A 17,924-nucleotide genomic window follows, 5' to 3' on the forward strand; every position below is an offset into this window, starting at 1 on the left:
AATTACAAAAAAGATGAATAAATCATAGTTTATTACTTGAATTATTTGCTTGATAGGTATAGTGTCAGTATGTATGTTTATTGTGATGGTTAAATAATCACTTTTTTCCGAAACCCACTTATGAAAAATTCATGGAGGTATAGTAGATGGATTGTCAATCGAAAGAAGCATTAGAACAATTTATTCGATATGTGCAACTCGAAAAAAACTTTTCACTGCATACCGTGCGTGAATATGAATATGATTTACTTGATTTTTTTCGTTTTTTAGAAGCTGAAGGGGTTTCCAATATAGCGGAAATCGATTATATCCATGCAAGATTGTACGTGACAAAGCTTTATGATGAACAAAAAGCAAGAACTTCAATATCAAGGAAGATTTCATCCATTCGTTCTTTTTTTCGCTTTTTAAATCGCGAACAGAATATAGATGATGCTCCGTTTCGTTCTCTTTATCATCCGAAAAAGGAAGAGCGATTACCGAGCTTTTTTTATGAAGAAGAGCTGAATCAACTTTTTGAGAATAATAAAGGTACTGATCCAAAGCAAGTGCGTAATATGGCAATATTAGAGCTACTATACGCTACTGGAATACGTGTGAGTGAATGTGTTTCCGTTGAACTTGGGGATATCGATTTTCATTACGGGATTATTCGTGTAATGGGAAAAGGGCGAAAAGAACGTATTATTCCGTTTGGACAATATGCACAAGACGCCTTAACTTCTTATATTGAACAAGTACGTCCTCAATTGATGAAAAATCAAAATCACCAAAAAGTTTTTGTTAATATGCGTGGCGGTGAACTTACGGCGCGCGGTGTTCGTTATATATTAAGTGAGATGATTGAGAATACAAGTATGCATACGAAAATATATCCACATATGCTGCGTCATACTTTTGCGACTCATTTGCTCAATAATGGGGCCGATATGCGGACGGTGCAGGAATTATTGGGGCATACTAATTTATCATCCACACAAATTTATACACATGTAACAAAAGAAGCGCTAAGGAAGACGTATATGAATAGTCATCCGAGAGCTTAAATTTAGGGGGATGTGCAATGGGTCAAATTCATGCTACGACAATCTTTGCGATTCATCATAAAGGTGAATGTGCAATGGCTGGTGATGGTCAAGTAACACTAGGGAATGCGGTCGTAATGAAGCATACTGCTAGAAAGGTCAGACGTCTGTTTAATGGCAAAGTACTGGCTGGATTTGCGGGTTCGGTTGCGGACGCATTTACACTTTTTGAAATGTTTGAAGCAAAATTAAATGAATACAATGGGAATTTACAAAGAGCTGCCGTTGAAGTTGCCAAACAGTGGCGTGGAGATAAAATGTTACGCCAATTAGAAGCGATGCTACTAGTGATGGATCACTCCACATTGTTACTCGTTTCTGGTACAGGTGAAGTAATTGAACCGGATGATGGTATTTTAGCAATCGGTTCAGGTGGGAATTATGCGTTATCAGCAGGGCGTGCATTAAAAAAACATGCAGGCGATCATTTATCTGCGAAAGAAATTGCAGAGGCGGCCTTAACAACTGCAGCTGATATTTGTGTGTTTACGAACCATAATATTATCTTGGAGGCATTGTAATGACAGCGAATAATTTAACGCCAAAACAAATTACTGAACAGTTAAATCGACATATTGTCGGGCAAGAAACAGCGAAGCGTGCAGTTGCCATTGCGTTACGAAACCGTTACCGCCGTTCGTTATTGCCTGAAGACTTGAAAAATGAAGTTAATCCCAAAAACATTTTAATGATTGGTCCAACGGGAGTAGGTAAAACGGAAATTGCGCGCCGACTGGCAAAACTAACAAACGCACCATTTATAAAGGTTGAGGCGACAAAGTTTACAGAAGTAGGCTATGTTGGTCGTGATGTTGAATCGATGGTCCGTGACTTAGTAGAGGCTTCACGTCGACTCGTGAAGGAAGAGATGGTCGAAGCTGTTCAAGAACAAGCAGAGTCTAATGCGAATGAGCAGCTTGTGAAATTGTTAGCGCCATCCAAGTTGAAGGATAAAGTTGTTCAAAATCCATTTGAAATGTTTTTTGGTCAAAAAGATAGTCCACAAGAAAATACCAACCAAGCGGAAGATATGGAAGTGCGATCTCGTCGTGTTCAAATTGCGCAAGATTTAAAAAATGGCAAACTGGAAGAACAATGGGTAACGATTGAAGTGACTGAAGCAACCCCTTCTATGTTTGATGCGATGCCAGGTATGGACATGAATGCTGGTGGTATGCAGGATATGCTTGCTAACTTAATGCCGAAAAAAACAAAAAAGCGTAAAGTACAAGTAAAAGATGCACGCCGCATATTAACGCAAGAAGAGGCGAATAAATTAATCGATTCGGACGAATTGGCAAATGAAGCCATTCGTAGAGCGGAGCAAGCGGGTATTATTTTTATCGATGAGATAGATAAAATTGCAAGTAAGGGCTCTTCGTCAGCGGAAGTTTCTCGAGAAGGTGTTCAACGCGATATTTTACCGATTGTTGAAGGGTCTTCGGTAACGACAAAGTATGGTTCGGTTAAAACAGACTACATGTTATTTATTGCAGCAGGTGCATTCCATATGTCGAAGCCGAGCGATTTAATACCTGAATTGCAAGGGCGCTTCCCAATTCGTGTTGAGTTAGAAAAATTAACGAAAGCCGATTTCGTGCGCATTTTGCAAGAACCAGATCAATCATTGATTTTACAATATAAAGCGTTGCTTGAAACAGAAGGCGTTACAATTGATTTCACAGAGGCAGCTATTGAAAGAATTGCAGAAATTGCTACAGAAGTAAATCAAGAAACCGATAATATTGGTGCGCGCCGTTTGCATACGATTTTAGAGCGTTTATTAGAAGAGCTATCCTATGAAGCGTCAGAAATCGCTCCAGCACATATTGAAATAACGCCGAATTATGTAAATCAAAAGTTGGAAAATATCGTGAAAAACAAAGATTTGTCACAATTTATCTTATAATGTAAGTTGAATTAGTATCATTAAATTATAAAAACCTTTAGAATATTAAGTGAATTAATACGTCCTGTAGGAGGAAAAAGAAATGAATTTATTAGCAAAAACAAGAAAAATCAATGCAATGCTCCAAGCGTCTGCAGGAAAGCCAGTAAACTTTAAAGAAATGGCAGATACATTAGGTAACATCATTGAAAGTAATGTATTTATCGTAAGTCGTAAAGGGAAATTACTAGGGATTTCAATTCAACAACAAATTGAAAATGATCGCATTAAAAAATTTATTGAAGAACGTCAATTCCCTGAACAATATACTCAAAATTTATTTAATATTACTGAAACATCTCCAAACCTTGATATTGAAAACGAACATACTGCATTCCCAATTGAAAATAAAGAATTATTTGCAACAGGGTTAACAACAATCGTTCCAATCATTGGTGGCGGTGAGCGTTTAGGTACATTAGTATTAGCGCGTATTCGTGATCAATTTGAAGATGACGATTTAATTTTAGCGGAATACGGTGCTACTGTAGTAGGTATGGAAATTTTACGTGAAAAATCAGAAGAGATTGAAGAAGAAGCACGTTCAAAAGCAGTAGTTCAAATGGCGATCAATTCATTATCTTATTCTGAACTTGAAGCAATTGAGCATATTTTTGAAGAGTTAGATGGAAATGAAGGGCTATTAGTTGCTTCTAAAATTGCTGACCGTGTTGGAATTACGCGCTCGGTAATCGTTAATGCATTACGCAAGTTGGAATCAGCGGGCGTAATTGAATCACGTTCTTTAGGTATGAAGGGGACGTATATCAAAGTACTAAATGATAAGTTCTTAACAGCTTTAGCTGAAATTAAAATGAAATAATAGATTAATGAAAGTGCAAATGTTTGTATAATACACAACATTGCACTTTTTTATTTTGTATAAATGGATATAAAAGTGTTGGACTTATAAGTAAATACTCATATGAGTGCTTAAAACGAATGTAATTTAATAGATGAAAGACGTTTTAAAAATAAATAGTTTGAACAATTTGTTACATGCATAAGTAATTTTGTCAAAAAATGTTGTAAAGTAGGGTTTGAACCTTCCAATTTGAGGGGATTTATATAAAAAGTCTAAAGGTTAGTTAATGAATCCTGCGAAATAAATGAGTTCTTTAAGACTATATCTATAGGTTATACTGGTAAAGATAGGTTCTAATGAATCATTTGCATGTCGAATTGTGAAGGAATACAAACATTTGGAAAATAGCGTAAACTGAAACTGTCGAAAAATGGTCCCTAAAGACTACTAAAAAGAGTCGAAAGACGATAGACACTTTGATTCATAATTATTACAATTGTATTATATAAAGATGACTGTAGTATTACGGGAGAATAGTAGAGGTGAAAAAATTGAATCTTTTTGGCGGGACAATCAATAATTTGGAAAATGGACTTTCCTACGCGACATTAAAAAACAAAGCCATTGCGCAAAATATAGCGAATGTTGACACACCGAATTACAAAACCAAAGATGTTAGTTTTAAAGAGGTGTTTGCTGATGTGAAAAAATCGACAATTTCTGCAAATCGTACAGATGTGCGACATTATGATTTTCATATTGAAGGTGGGAAAAGTGGCGTTTATTCAAATGATAATTTCCGATCAAGACCAAATGGTAATGCCGTAAATATGGATGCTGAACAAGCGAAGTTAGCGGAAAATACAATTTACTACAATGCGCTAATTGAACGCGTTAACGGGAAGTTTGGAACATTAAATACAGTGATTAAAGGAGGGAAATAATCGTGTCTATTTTCCATAGTATGAATACTACCGCCTCTGCATTAACGGCGCAACGATTACGTATGGATGTCATTTCGTCTAATATCGCTAACGTAGATACAACACGTGGTAAACAGGTAAATGGAGAATGGGAGCCTTACCGCAAAAAATCTATTACATTAAAAGAACAACAAGGCCAGTTTTCAAATTTCCTAAATGTAGCCATGGGAAAAACGGAAAAGAATGGCGCTGGCAATGGTGTCAAAGTTACTTCTATTAAAGAAGACAATGAGACGCCATTTAAACTTGTTTTTGACCCGACACATCCAGATGCGAATGCAGATGGCTATGTACAAATGTCAAATGTTGATTTATTGAAAGAAATGGTTGACTTGATTTCAGCTACACGTTCATACGAAGCGAATATTACAGTATTCAATGCAAATAAAAGTATGTTAACAAAAGCATTAGAAATAGGGAAAGGGTGATAATTAATGGCGATTAATGCAGTATCCTTTATGTCTCCTACGCAAACTGTGAATGAATTAAACACGATTAATAAACAGGTAACCTCTGCAGAAGCACAAAAAACGTTTGCCAATACGTTAAAAGAGGCAATATCTAACGTAAACGCTCAGCAAGTGCAATCTGATACGATGACACAAAAATTAATTAGTGGTGGAGATGTCGATCTACACGAAGTAATGATTGCTTCCCAAAAAGCAAGTGTTACATTAAGTGCAACAATTGAAATTCGTAACAAAGCAGTAGAAGCTTACCAAGAAATTATGCGAATGAGCGTTTAATTGATTGGATTAACGAAACATAAATTGTTGGGCATTCACTATAACCGGAGGATTCATAATGAATGAACGATTTACAAAAATTAAAAGTGACTCCACTAGTTTCTGGAAGAGTCGAACGAAAAATCAAAGGGGCGCAATTGTTGGAGGGATTATAGCCGTTATTGCGTTAGCAGGTATACTTACATATTTATCAACACGTACAACGATGGCGCAATTATTCCCAGAACTACCTACTGCTGAGGTGGGAAGAATTACAGAAGCTTTAACTGCTCAGGGTGTTTCGTATGAAGTTGCAAATGGAGGAACGACAATTTTAGTTCCAGAAGATCAAGTGGATAATTTAAAAGTTTCGCTTGCAACACAAGGGTATCCCGATTCTGGTGAAATTGATAATACATTCTTTACGACAAATGCAGGCTTCGGTATGACGGATAATGAATTCGATGTCATTAAAAAGGCAGCAATTGAAACGGATTTAGCCAATCTAATACGCAAATTTGACGGTGTTAAAGATGCCAATGTCATGATAACGTTACCAGACTCGGGTGTGTTTTTAAAAGATGCACAAGGAGAGTCAACAGCGGCAATCGTGCTAAAAACTGCTCCTGGACATAAGTTTTCAGATGACCAAATTAAAGGGTTGTTCAACTTAGTGTCAATGAGTATCCCTAATTTACCAAAAGATAATATTACGATTATGAATCAATACTCGGAGTATTATGATTTAGCTGCTGCTGAAAACGGTGGCGGTGGTATGGATAGTGTGACGGGGCAAATGGAAGTGAAGAAAACAATCGAACGTGATCTTCAACGCCAAGTACAACAAATGCTCGGTACGCTTATAGGACCGGACAAGGTTGTAGTAAATGTTTCAGCAGATATTGACTTTAAAAAAGAAAACCGCAAAGAAGACTTAGTTAAACCTGTTGATGAAGAAAATATGTCGGGAATTGAAATTAGTACACAACGAATTACAGAAACGTATTCAGGTGGTGTAGGCGCGGAAGGTTCTCCAGAAGCAGAAAATCCAACAGATAATTTCATAGATTATGTTGAAGGAACAACTGGAAATGGAGATTATGAGCGCGTCGAGGAAACGATTAATAATGACGTTAACCGTATCCATCGTGAAATCCAAGAAAGTCCATATAAAATTCGCGATTTAGGTATTCAAGTAATGGTAGAACCGCCAAATCCAGCTGATGTAGCGTCACTACCTGAGGATGTTCGTGCAGATATTGAACAAATTTTATCCACAATTGTACGTACTTCTATCGATCAAGAGGCTACGGGTGACTTAACAGACGAAGAACTTGCTAATCGAGTTGTCGTATCTGTTCAACAATTCCATGGCAATGATACTAATGCAACAGCACCGGAATCTGTTATCCCTTGGTGGGTATGGGTAATCGGAGGCATCTTATTAGTTGCGATTGTGTTATTAGTCGTTTACGTAATACGTGTTCGTAAGCGTAAGCAGCAAGAAGAAGAGCAAGGAATTATTGAAAGACAGCAGGAGTTAATAGATGTAGAAGATATTTCTGAAGAAAAAGAAACTGAAGCGACTGTACGCCGCAAGCAATTAGAAAAAATGGCGAAAGATAAGCCAGAAGATTTTGCGAAGCTATTGCGTAGTTGGATTGCTGAAGACTAATAGGAGGTTCAGCTGTGTCCAAGAAAGATAAAGGTTTATCAGGAAAGCAAAAAGCGGCTTTACTGTTAATTTCTCTAGGACCAGAAGTTTCGGCTTCTGTATATAAACATTTAAGTGAAGAAGAAATTGAACGTCTAACGTTAGAAATTTCAGGTGTAAAAAAGGTTGAATCCACTGTAAAAGAAGATATTATTGAGGAATTCCATCAAATTGCATTAGCGCAAGATTATATCACGCAAGGTGGTATTGGATATGCAAAAACGGTACTTGAAAAAGCATTAGGCGCTGAGCAAGCACAGGCTATTTTAAATCGTCTAACTTCATCTTTGCAAGTGCGTCCGTTTGATTTTGCACGTAAAGCAGATCCAGCGCAAATTTTTAACTTTATTCAAAACGAGCATCCGCAAACAATTGCTCTTATACTTTCTTATTTAGAGGCAGGGCAAGCGGGTGTGATTTTATCTTCATTACCACAAGAGGTACAGGCAGATATAGCAAAACGTATTGCGATTATGGAATCCACTTCACCAGAAGTCATTAGTGAGATTGAATCTGTACTGGAACGTAAGCTATCATCGACAGTTACACAAGATTACACGGAAACTGGTGGCGTAGATGCAGTTGTAGAAGTGTTAAATGGTGTCGACCGTCAAACGGAAAAAACAATTCTCGATGCACTGGAGATTCAAGATCCAGAGCTGGCAGAAGAAATCAAAAAGCGTATGTTTGTATTCGAGGACATCGTTACACTCGACAATCGTTCTATCCAACGTGTTATTCGCGATTGCGAAAACGAGGACTTACTGCTTTCAATGAAGGTATCTTCAGACGAAGTAAAGGATATTATTTTCCGCAATATGTCACAGCGTATGGCTGATACATTCCGTGAAGAAATGGAAATTATGGGGCCTGTACGTTTACGTGATGTAGAGGAAGCACAGTCACGTATCGTTGCTGTTATTCGTCGCTTAGAAGATGCGGGAGAAATCATTATCGCACGCGGTGGAGGAGATGATGTAATTGTCTAGAATTATCCGTTCGACAAATGCACATCCGGCAGAAGAACAAATTGTAGAAATCAAATTACAAAACTTTTTTGAACCTATTCATTTTACAGAGGAGGTTGAGGAGGCAGATCATGCGCCTCAACTGACTTTAGAAGATATACAGCAAGAGCGTCAGCAAATGATGCAAAGAGCTGAGCAAGAAATAGTAGAGCAACGAGAACAATTCGAACAATTTCGCAATGAACAACTTGCCTCAATTGAAGCATTAAAGCAAACTTGGGAGGAAGAAAAGCTCGTACTTCAGCAACAAGCTTATGATGAAGGTTTTGCACAAGGCTATGAAGAAGGGAATCAAAAAGTACAAGCTGATATGGAGCAATCGCTACAAACAGCCAATGCAACGATGACCCTAGCTGAAGAGAACGCGCAAAAATATATAGAATCTCAAGAGTCAGTTATTTTAGAATTGGCATTAACTTCGGCAGAGCGTATTTTAAATGTAGCGCTTGATCGGGAAGAAGAATTATTTATTTCGATTATTAAACGTGCATTGAAAGAAGCAAGAGAAATGAAAGAAATCAAGTTGTATGTGGCACCTAAATATCATGGAATTGTTACGAAAAATCACGATGAATTAGCGGAAATGTTCCCAGTAAATGTACCATTTATGATTTTTGTTAATGAAGATTTACTCGATAATGAAAGCTATATCGAAACGAATCATGGACGCATCGTTGTATCATTAGACGAGCAATTGCAAGAGCTACGTATACAATTAAATGAACTATTAGACAGTAAGGAATGATACGGATGAAAACGGCTCAATTAATTGAACATATTCCAAATCTCAATACATTTAAAAAGTTTGGTAGGGTGACGAGAGTTGTCGGTTTAATGATTGAGTCACAAGGTCCAGAAAGCGCGATTGGTGATGTTTGCAAAATCCATGTTCAAACGGTTAAAAATGGCCAGCAAACAATTTTAGCAGAAGTTGTCGGCTTTAAAGATGAAATCGTTGTCCTTATGCCATTCTCTTCACTAAAAGAAATTTCAATTGGTTGTTTAGTAGAGGGAACTGGTAAGCCTTTAGAAGTAAAGGTGGGGCCGGAGCTGATTGGCAAAGTGCTAGATGCAATGGGCAATCCATTTGATGGACAAGCATTACCAAGAGGGCTAACATCCGTGCAAACCGAAAAAGAACCACCCAATCCACTTCATCGTCCACCAATCGAGGAGCAGTTAGAAGTGGGCGTAAAAGCAATTGACGGGATGCTAACAGTTGGTAGTGGTCAGCGCGTCGGAATATTCGCCGGTTCTGGTGTCGGTAAAAGTACATTGCTCGGAATGATTGCGCGCAATACAAAAGCCGATATTAATGTCATTGCATTAGTAGGGGAACGTGGTCGTGAAGTGCGTGAATTTATTGAGCGTGATTTAGGTCCAGAAGGTTTAAGTCGTTCTATTGTTGTAGCAGCTACGAGTGACCAACCGGCATTAATGCGCATAAAAGCAGCATTCACTGCGACGGCTATCGCTGAATATTTCCGTGACCGCGGTCATAATGTGATGCTCATGATGGACTCCGTTACTCGAGTTGCAATGGCGCAGCGTGAAATCGGCTTAGCTGTCGGAGAACCACCAGCAACACGAGGTTACACACCTTCCGTCTTTGCGATTTTACCAACATTATTAGAGCGATCAGGGACAAATATTCATGGGACAATTACGGCGTTTTATACCGTTTTAGTAGATGGGGACGATATGAACGAACCGATTGCGGATGCAGTTCGAGGGATTTTAGATGGTCATATTGTATTAGACCGTAATTTAGCAAATAAAGGTCAATATCCAGCCATCAATGTATTGAAAAGTGTCAGTCGTTTAATGAACCATATAGCAGAACCAGAGCATGTAAAAGCAGCAAGTCGATTAAGGGAATTGTATTTCGATTATTCGAAGTCAGAGGATTTAATTAACATTGGTGCATATAAACGAGGAACTTCACGTGAAATTGATGAAGCGATTCAATATGAGCCTTTAATTACGGCCTTTTTAAAGCAAGGATTTAAAGATAAAGTTTCCATACAACAAACTGTAAATGAAATGGTAGCGTTGTCGAATGGCGGTGCGAAATAATGTCTAAATATACATACCGCTTTGAAAAAATACTTGTCGTTAGAGAGCAAGAAAAAAACGAATCCGAAATGGCCTTTAAGGAATCTGTACAAGTGTTTGAGGAAATCGCAACGAAGCTTTACGATTTATTAAAGAAAAAAGAAGATTTAACGACATATCAGCAAGAGCGATTAGCTGTAGGCTCTTCTATAGATGAAATCAATCATTATTCAAAGTTTATAGACAGCATGGAAAAAACAATTGCGGATGTTCAACAAAAAGTAGTACAAGCACGTGCGAAAATGAACTGGCATGAACAAAAATTATTAGAAAAAAACTTGGAAGTACGTAAATACGAAAAAATGCGTGAAAATGATTACGAGCATTACAAAGAAGATCAACAGCGCATTGAAGCGATTCAATTAGATGAACTTTCAACGATTGCATATTACAAGAGGGAAATCAGGTGATTTCGTGGCAAAAAAGAATACGGGAAATGTAAATAACCTAGATGAACAAATGGACTTAGAAAAAAAACCACCAGGCTTCTTTAAAAAGTTTGTGTATTTATTTTTAATTCCGTTAATGTTTACGGTGGCAATTATTTTAATTGTTACAACGGTTACGGGTACGAATGTATTTAAATTAGCTGGAAATGTGACTGAAAAAATTCCATTTATGAATAAAGATGAAGCTGAAGAAATTGAAAACAGCTCATTAAGTGGAGAAAAAGTCGTTACATTACAAGCAGAAATTCAAGAAAAAGAAGTTCAAATTACTCAATTACAAACGCAAATAGAAGCAGCTGTAACGGAGAAAGATGAATTATTAGTAGAGCAAGAACGTTTACAAATCGAAATTGAAAAATTACAGCGTGATCAGGAAGAGTCACAAAAAGAATTCAAAGAAATTTTATCAACTTTTGAAAAAATGTCTGCTAAAACTGCGGCACCAATATTAGTGCAAATGAGTGATACCGAATCGTTACGTATTATGTCTAGCATGAAACCAGATACGTTATCTGCTATTTTTACGAAAATGAGTCCAGCAGATGCAGCCCGTTATACGGAACTATTATCACAGCAATAGTGGACCATTCGAGGGGAGGTGAAATCAATGAATATCGCTATGTTACAAACGATGGCAACAACTAAAGTGCAGGGTGCACCAAGTCCAAAGCAATCGGATGCACTAGCTACGAACAAGGAGCAGTTTGGAAGTGTCTTTCAATCGATTTTATCGAGCTCGAATCAACCTGCAAAAGTCGAACAAAATCCAACTGAATCTATGGCGGAAGAAATGGGCTCGATTCTTTCTACGGATAGTTTAGAAGAGCTATTTGAAAAATTAGGCATCGAAATGGATGAAGCGGGATTATTCGTTTTTGTTGGAGAAGCAGAAACACCTATCGCTATGGATGAACTATTAACGTTAGATAATTTATCAGAGTTGCTAGGAATGACAGAACAGCAAGTGATTGAAATTGTCGAGCAGTTATTAGGTGATGCTCAACAGCAAACGATTACAGATGTTTGGTCGTTACTTGAACAAGCACCTGCAATTTTAAGTGAAGTGTTGGCAGCAATCCAAGGGACTCAGCAAAAAGATGTACAATTGAATGAGTTACAACCAGTCGTCCAGTTGTTAAAATTGGCTCAGCTATTAGGAAATAAAACAGATATGACCTATCAGCAAGAACAACAGCTCAGTCAACTAAAAGACTTAATGCAGTCGATGTTGTCACAAGTCCAGCAAGTGGTAAATGTGAATCAACAAGAAGCACCGAAAGCGACATTCCAACAAATTATTCAGCAAGTAACACAGCAAACTGTTGTAAAGACTGAACAAGAAACATCCACACCAGTTGGATTGCAACAACAACAAGTATCACAAGTGAAAACTGTAACGATTACATTACCTGCTGAAAAACCTGCTCAATCTGAAGCGTTAATAAAAGAAATTCAAAACTTAATGAATCGTAGTCAGCTATCAGGTCAACAAGGAAATATGAAATTATTATTAAAGCTATTTCCAGAAAATCTTGGACAAATTCGTATTGAATTAGTTCAAAAAGATGGCATGTTGACGGCCCGATTATTAGCTTCGACAGCGTTAGGAAAAGAATTGATTGATAATAATATCAATCAATTGAAAGCTGGATTAGTTGCACAAAATGTCCAAATGGAACGAATTGATGTAGCGCAATCTTTACAGGATCCAGATCGTAATGCACGTGATCAAAACTTCTTCAATAACTTCTTCCGTGATCAAGAGCGGGAAGAGGCAGAAGAAAATGAGGATGACAACGAAGAAGAGAAAGTTTCGTTTAGTGATTTATTGAGCGAGGAGGTACAGTAAAATGACAAATGGTATTTCAAATGAGATTAAGAATGACTACTATTTACCCGCGAATGATCCGAACTTTAAAGTGACGGATAAACCGGCAAATGGTGATTTAGGGAAAGATGCCTTTTTAAAAATCTTAATTACCCAATTACAAAACCAAGATCCAACAAGCCCGATGGATGATAAAGAATTCATTGCTCAAATGGCGCAATTCTCTTCTTTAGAGCAAATGCAAAACATGACTAAGGCAATGGAAGGTTTATTAGCGTCGCAGCAACAAACCCAAATGATGAGCTATACATCATTTATTGGGAAAGAAGTGAAATGGCATGAATTAACAGATAAGCTTGATGAAAATAAAAAGCCAATTTTCAACGAAGGTACAGGTGTCATAAAAGAATTAAAATTCGTTGATGGCGATGTTGTGTTCATATTAGCTGATGGCAAGGAAATTTCACCAGGTAATATTTCTTCCATCTTAGGTAGTGGTAATGAAGTAACAGCACCGTCGAATCCAATGGTAGAAGCAAGTAATCTGATCGGCGAAAATATTCAATATAAAAAAGACGACCAGTTCATTGATGCCATTATTGAGGCGATTACAGTGAAAAATGGCATCGTTGAATATATTTTAAATGATGGTACAAGATTGAAGCGTGATGACTTTACACTTGTTGAGCAAGAAGATAACACGACTGATAAAGATGATACAACGGATAAAAAACCATCCGATGATACTCAAACGGATGACCCAACAGTATAAGAGGTGATCCAGATGAATCGTATAAATCTTCAACGTATACCGTATCATCCACCATTACAATCGAATGTTGCAAATTTAAAAACGAATCCAACAAAACAATCGTTTATTGATCATTTAAATCAAGCTTCAATAGAGGAATTGAAAATTAGCAAACATGCGTCCGAGCGAATACACGAACGTAATATTGCGATTTCAGATAGTGAATGGCAAGAGATTACAGAAAAAGTGTTTGAAGCGCGTGAAAAGGGAGTTAATCAACCGTTAGTTTTAATGGAGCAAGCAGCATTAATCGTTAGTGCGAAAAATGCTACGGTTATTACAGCGCTAGATCGCATAGAAGCAAGACAACAATTATTTACAAATATCGACGGTACGATTGTATTATAGACTGGACCTTCAGAAGCAAGGAAGTCTACAAGTTGTTGAATGATAGAGACAGCTTAAAAACGATGTGAATTTGAAAATCGAAGGGAGAACGACATATTATGTTACGTTCAATGTATGCAGGTATTTCAGGTCTTAAAAACTTCCAAACAAAGCTAGACGTTATTGGTAATAACATCGCCAACGTGAATACGTACGGTTTCAAAAAGGAACGCACAATTTTTAAAGATTTAATTTCACAAACACAATCAGGTGCATCAGGTCCATCAGCAACGCGCGGTGGTGTGAACGCAATTCAAGTTGGTTTAGGATCTCAATTAGCAGCAATTGACACAATTCATAACCCAGGTTCGATGCAAACGACAGCTCGTGGATTGGACTTAGCCATTTCAGGAGATGGCTTCTTCATGGTTGGAGATGCAAATGGATTGCCTGATGAAGAGGGAATCATTCAAGACCCTGGCTACTCAAATATCTTATATACTAGAGCAGGTAATTTCTACATGGACCGCAATGGTTATTTAGTAAACGGTGATGGGAAATATTTAGTTGGCCATGCTTCGGAGCAACTTTCAATTTCAGAAGATGGAGAAACAATTGATGGTAGTGAAGCAGAAGACCAAAAATTGAATAATGGTTTAGTTGATCATGAAGGAAATATGTCAGGTGAAGATGGATTAGATTTCGCAGAAGAATTTTCACCAATAAAAATCCCAACAACAGCACAATCAATGACAATTGGCAAAGATGGTACAGTAGAATATGTTGATTACAAAGGTGATTTACAATATGCGGGTCAATTAATCATTTCTAAGTTTCCAAATGCTTCAGGTTTACAAAAAGAGGGGGGGAACTACTTCCAAGTCACATCAAACTCTGGTGAACCTTATTCACAAGTTGCAACAGTAGCTGGTATCGGTTCTGTAAACGCTGGTTTCCTAGAAATGTCGAACGTTGACCTTTCAGAAGAATTCACTGAAATGATCGTTGCACAACGTGGTTTCCAATCAAACTCACGTATCATTACAACATCGGATGAAATTTTACAAGAACTTGTAAACTTAAAACGATAATTTCTTAGTTTTATAAAAAAATTCATTGTAAGGGAGGGTCGGGCCGGCTCTCTAATCAGGTCCGGCCCCATTTCAATGATCGAAGTTACGCGCCTTAATGGCAAAGCATTTACGTTAAATGCTTTATACATAGAAACAGTCGAAGCTTTTCCAGATACAACGATTACGCTAACGACTGGAAGTAAATATATTGTTTTAGAAAATGTAGAACAGGTACGTCAAAAGGTGAAAACCTTTTATCATCATATACAAGTATTATCAAACCCGCATATACGAGGTGAAGAAGATGAAGAATAATAAATTGTTAACAATTATGCTAATCATTTTAGTAACAATTACACTCGTTGGGGTCATAGCTGTTGTACTTGTTACACAGCTGAATAAAGGCCCTGAATCAAGTGAGCCAACAATTGATGACATCCTTGTTGCATCAGTAGATATACCTGAACTTACGACGAATTTAGCAGATGGTAGTTTCGTTCGTTTAGAGTTAAAAATTCAAACTACGAGTGAAAAGTCTGCAGAAGAGTTATTAAAACGTGATTTCCAAGTGAAGGATATTGTCATTCAAGAATTATCTGAAATGGAAAAAGTAGCTTTAGAAGGTAAGCAAGGAAAAGTGGCATTCCAAAATACGATTAAATCGCAAATTAATGAACTGCTACAAGAAGGTGAAGTAACGCAAGTATACTTTACCTCATACATCATTCCGTAAGAGGATAAGCGAAAAGAAGGCATTTTGAAACATCATGAAATGGAGGTGGGCAAATGGCAGGAGATATAATGTCTCAATCCGAAATCGATGCGTTGTTATCTGCAATATCGACCGGTGAGATGTCTGCAGCGGATATGAAAAAAGAAGAAGAAACACGCAAAGTAAAAGTGTATGATTTTAAGCGTGCTCTTCGATTTTCGAAAGACCAAATCCGAAGTTTGACCCGAATACACGAAAATTTTGCACGTTTATTAACGACATTCTTTTCAGCACAATTGAGAAGTTATGTTCAAATAACTGTTGCATCCGTAGACCAAATTCCGTTTGAAGAATTTGTTCGGTCAATCCCGAATATGACATTAATTAATGTATTTGAAGTGCCGCCATTAGATGGAAATATTTTAATGGAAATCAACCCTAATATCGCCTACTCAATGTTAGACCGATTAATGGGTGGAGCGGGTTCGAGTCATAGTAATGTCGATAACTTGACTGAAATTGAAACAAAAATCATGACGAATTTATTTGAACGTTCATTTGATAATCTACGTGAAGCATGGGAAAATATTGCTGAAATAGATCCAATGCTTGTTGAACTTGAGGTAAATCCACAGTTCCTACAAATGATTTCTCCAAATGAAACGGTTGTCGTTATTTCTTTAAATACGATTATCGGTGAAACAACAGGTATGATTAATATTTGTATTCCGCATGTTGTTTTAGAGCCAATCGTACCGAACTTATCTGTGCGTTATTGGATGCAAACGAATACGAAAGAAATTTCACCTGAACAAACGAAAATGCTTGAAACACGAGTGAAGCAAGCAAAGCTACCAGTCGTTGCGGAGTTAGGAAATTCGGATATTACAATTGAAGACTTCTTAACAATGGCGATAGGTGATGTCATTGAACTCGATCAAAAAATTAAAGACCCTCTTTTGTTAAAAGTAGGGAATTTACCGAAATTTACGGTTCAGCCAGGTAAATTAAATAAAAAAATGGCTATCCAAATTATCGACCCTTTGAAAGGAGGAGACGAAGATGAGTGATGAAATGCTCTCCCAAGAAGAAATTGAGGCTCTATTAAGGGGCGAGACATTGGAGGATATTCCTGCCAATAAGAACGATGAAGAAAATGAAAATGATGGTGAAATCAATGTAGATGACCACCTGGATCCAATGGAACAAGATGCATTAGGTGAGGTGGGCAATATCTCCTTTGGTAGTTCTGCTACTGCGTTATCCGCATTATTAGGACAAAAGGTAGATATCACAACGCCTAGTATTTCAATGATTAATCGCAAACGTTTGGAGGAGGAGTTCCCGCATCCATATGTTGCTGTACAAGTTGAATATACAATTGGCTTATCAGGTATGAATTTACTTGTCATAAAACAATCAGACGCTGCGATTATCGCAGACTTAATGTTAGGTGGCGATGGTTTAAATCCAAAGCCAGAACTTAGCGAAATACAATTAAGTGCTGTGCAAGAAGCGATGAACCAAATGATGGGTTCTGCTGCGACATCAATGTCGACAGTATTTAATCAAAAGGTGGATATTTCACCCCCTTCAATTGATTTGATGAATTTCTCTCAAAACGAAGGAACAGATAATATTCCAGATGATGATCTATTAGTTAAAATCTCATTCAGATTACGTATCGGTGAATTAATCGATTCGAACTTAATGCAACTATTACCTTTAAATTTTAGTAAAAAGATAGTAAAGTCATTAATGGGAGAGGTTGACGATTCAGAGGCAGCTGCAACAACTGTTTTGGATAAGCCTGCACCAGTTGCAGGGCCAGCACCATCAATGCCACAGCCTGTTCAACAACCAGCACCACCAATGCCACAACCTATGCAACAACAGCCGTACTATGAACAACCGGTAGCTCAGCAACAACCAATGTACCAACAACCGATGTATGCCATGCCTACACAGCAACAGCAGCCACCAGTAAATGTACAACAAGCACAGTTCACAAGTTTTGAGTCTGCGAATATTACACAATCTGAGGCACGTAATTTAAACATGCTATTAGATATACCTTTACAAGTGACGGTTGAACTTGGTCGTACAAAGCGTTCTGTAAAAGAAATTTTGGAATTATCAAGTGGGTCCATTATCGAGTTGGATAAACTTGCAGGTGAGCCAGTAGATATTCTAGTGAATAGTCGCTTAATTGCAACAGGTGAAGTGGTAGTAATTGATGAGAACTTTGGTGTTCGAATCACAGATATTTTAAGCCAAGCAGATCGCTTGAATAATTTACGATAGATTTTAATTGGAGGAAT

The 17,924-nt window shown here is 37.5% G+C and carries 21 protein-coding genes; all 21 read left to right on the forward strand.

Going from position 1 to position 17,924, the window contains the following annotated elements; translation table 11 throughout:
- Positions 1-146 precede the first annotated feature (146 nt).
- The 21 genes from xerC (at position 147) to fliY (ending at position 17,907) form a co-directional block, all read left to right on the forward strand.
- Positions 147-1,046 (forward strand): tyrosine recombinase XerC, encoded by a 900-nt coding sequence (xerC, locus tag MHI10_RS04730; RefSeq protein WP_340783425.1) that lies wholly within the window; start codon positions 147-149, stop codon positions 1,044-1,046.
- A gap of 17 nt (positions 1,047-1,063) precedes the next feature.
- Positions 1,064-1,606: an ATP-dependent protease subunit HslV gene (gene hslV / locus MHI10_RS04735; protein ID WP_340783428.1), complete on the forward strand. Its 543-nt coding sequence runs from the start codon at positions 1,064-1,066 to the stop codon at positions 1,604-1,606.
- On the forward strand, positions 1,606-2,994 hold the full coding sequence (hslU, locus tag MHI10_RS04740; RefSeq protein ID WP_340783430.1) for an ATP-dependent protease ATPase subunit HslU: 1,389 nt from the start codon (positions 1,606-1,608) through the stop codon (positions 2,992-2,994). The genes hslV and hslU overlap by 1 nt, the downstream gene beginning before the upstream one ends.
- Positions 2,995-3,076: 82 nt before the next feature.
- Positions 3,077-3,856, forward strand: a complete 780-nt coding sequence (gene codY / locus MHI10_RS04745) for a GTP-sensing pleiotropic transcriptional regulator CodY (protein WP_340783432.1) — start codon at positions 3,077-3,079, stop codon at positions 3,854-3,856.
- A 533-nt stretch (positions 3,857-4,389) separates the two neighbouring features.
- Positions 4,390-4,782, forward strand: a complete 393-nt coding sequence (flgB, locus tag MHI10_RS04750; RefSeq protein ID WP_340789144.1) for a flagellar basal body rod protein FlgB — start codon at positions 4,390-4,392, stop codon at positions 4,780-4,782.
- A 2-nt stretch (positions 4,783-4,784) separates the two neighbouring features.
- Positions 4,785-5,249, forward strand: a complete 465-nt coding sequence (gene flgC, locus MHI10_RS04755; protein ID WP_340783435.1) for a flagellar basal body rod protein FlgC — start codon at positions 4,785-4,787, stop codon at positions 5,247-5,249.
- A 30-nt stretch (positions 5,250-5,279) separates the two neighbouring features.
- Positions 5,280-5,567: a flagellar hook-basal body complex protein FliE gene (gene fliE / locus MHI10_RS04760; RefSeq protein ID WP_445683210.1), complete on the forward strand. Its 288-nt coding sequence runs from the start codon at positions 5,280-5,282 to the stop codon at positions 5,565-5,567.
- A 58-nt stretch (positions 5,568-5,625) separates the two neighbouring features.
- Entirely contained in the window at positions 5,626-7,221 is a 1,596-nt protein-coding gene (fliF, locus tag MHI10_RS04765) for a flagellar basal-body MS-ring/collar protein FliF (RefSeq protein ID WP_340783441.1), read from the forward strand.
- Between the two features lie 14 nt (positions 7,222-7,235).
- Positions 7,236-8,249 carry a flagellar motor switch protein FliG gene (gene fliG, locus MHI10_RS04770; protein WP_340783442.1) on the forward strand — a complete coding sequence of 338 codons (1,014 nt, stop codon included), beginning with the start codon at positions 7,236-7,238 and terminating at the stop codon, positions 8,247-8,249.
- On the forward strand, positions 8,242-9,033 hold the full coding sequence (gene fliH, locus MHI10_RS04775; protein ID WP_340783443.1) for a flagellar assembly protein FliH: 792 nt from the start codon (positions 8,242-8,244) through the stop codon (positions 9,031-9,033). The genes fliG and fliH overlap by 8 nt, the downstream gene beginning before the upstream one ends.
- Before the next feature lie 5 nt (positions 9,034-9,038).
- A complete protein-coding gene (fliI, locus tag MHI10_RS04780; protein ID WP_340783444.1) occupies positions 9,039-10,364 on the forward strand; it encodes a flagellar protein export ATPase FliI in 1,326 nt (441 codons plus the stop codon).
- Entirely contained in the window at positions 10,364-10,813 is a 450-nt protein-coding gene (fliJ, locus tag MHI10_RS04785; protein ID WP_340783447.1) for a flagellar export protein FliJ, read from the forward strand. The genes fliI and fliJ overlap by 1 nt, the downstream gene beginning before the upstream one ends.
- Positions 10,770-11,432, forward strand: a complete 663-nt coding sequence (locus MHI10_RS04790) for a MotE family protein (protein WP_340783449.1) — start codon at positions 10,770-10,772, stop codon at positions 11,430-11,432. The genes fliJ and MHI10_RS04790 overlap by 44 nt, the downstream gene beginning before the upstream one ends.
- 27 nt (positions 11,433-11,459) lie before the next feature.
- Entirely contained in the window at positions 11,460-12,701 is a 1,242-nt protein-coding gene (locus MHI10_RS04795; protein WP_340783450.1) for a flagellar hook-length control protein FliK, read from the forward strand.
- Between the two features lies 1 nt (position 12,702).
- Positions 12,703-13,452, forward strand: a complete 750-nt coding sequence (gene flgD, locus MHI10_RS04800; protein ID WP_340783452.1) for a flagellar hook assembly protein FlgD — start codon at positions 12,703-12,705, stop codon at positions 13,450-13,452.
- Between the two features lie 12 nt (positions 13,453-13,464).
- Positions 13,465-13,839, forward strand: coding sequence for a TIGR02530 family flagellar biosynthesis protein (locus MHI10_RS04805; RefSeq protein ID WP_340783453.1), 375 nt, complete (start codon positions 13,465-13,467; stop codon positions 13,837-13,839).
- Positions 13,840-13,937: 98 nt separating this feature from the next.
- A complete protein-coding gene (locus MHI10_RS04810) occupies positions 13,938-14,909 on the forward strand; it encodes a flagellar hook-basal body complex protein (RefSeq protein ID WP_340783455.1) in 972 nt (323 codons plus the stop codon).
- Positions 14,910-14,984: 75 nt separating this feature from the next.
- Positions 14,985-15,206: a flagellar FlbD family protein gene (locus MHI10_RS04815; RefSeq protein WP_340783457.1), complete on the forward strand. Its 222-nt coding sequence runs from the start codon at positions 14,985-14,987 to the stop codon at positions 15,204-15,206.
- Positions 15,196-15,624 (forward strand): flagellar basal body-associated protein FliL, encoded by a 429-nt coding sequence (gene fliL, locus MHI10_RS04820; RefSeq protein WP_340783458.1) that lies wholly within the window; start codon positions 15,196-15,198, stop codon positions 15,622-15,624. Before MHI10_RS04815 ends, fliL begins: the two co-directional genes overlap by 11 nt.
- Positions 15,625-15,677: 53 nt before the next feature.
- A complete protein-coding gene (gene fliM / locus MHI10_RS04825) occupies positions 15,678-16,673 on the forward strand; it encodes a flagellar motor switch protein FliM (RefSeq protein ID WP_340783459.1) in 996 nt (331 codons plus the stop codon).
- Positions 16,666-17,907, forward strand: a complete 1,242-nt coding sequence (fliY, locus tag MHI10_RS04830; protein ID WP_340783461.1) for a flagellar motor switch phosphatase FliY — start codon at positions 16,666-16,668, stop codon at positions 17,905-17,907. The genes fliM and fliY overlap by 8 nt, the downstream gene beginning before the upstream one ends.
- The last annotated feature ends 17 nt before the right edge of the window (positions 17,908-17,924 follow it).

The organism is Solibacillus sp. FSL K6-1523, from assembly GCF_038005225.1.
GTDB lineage: Bacteria > Bacillota > Bacilli > Bacillales_A > Planococcaceae > Solibacillus.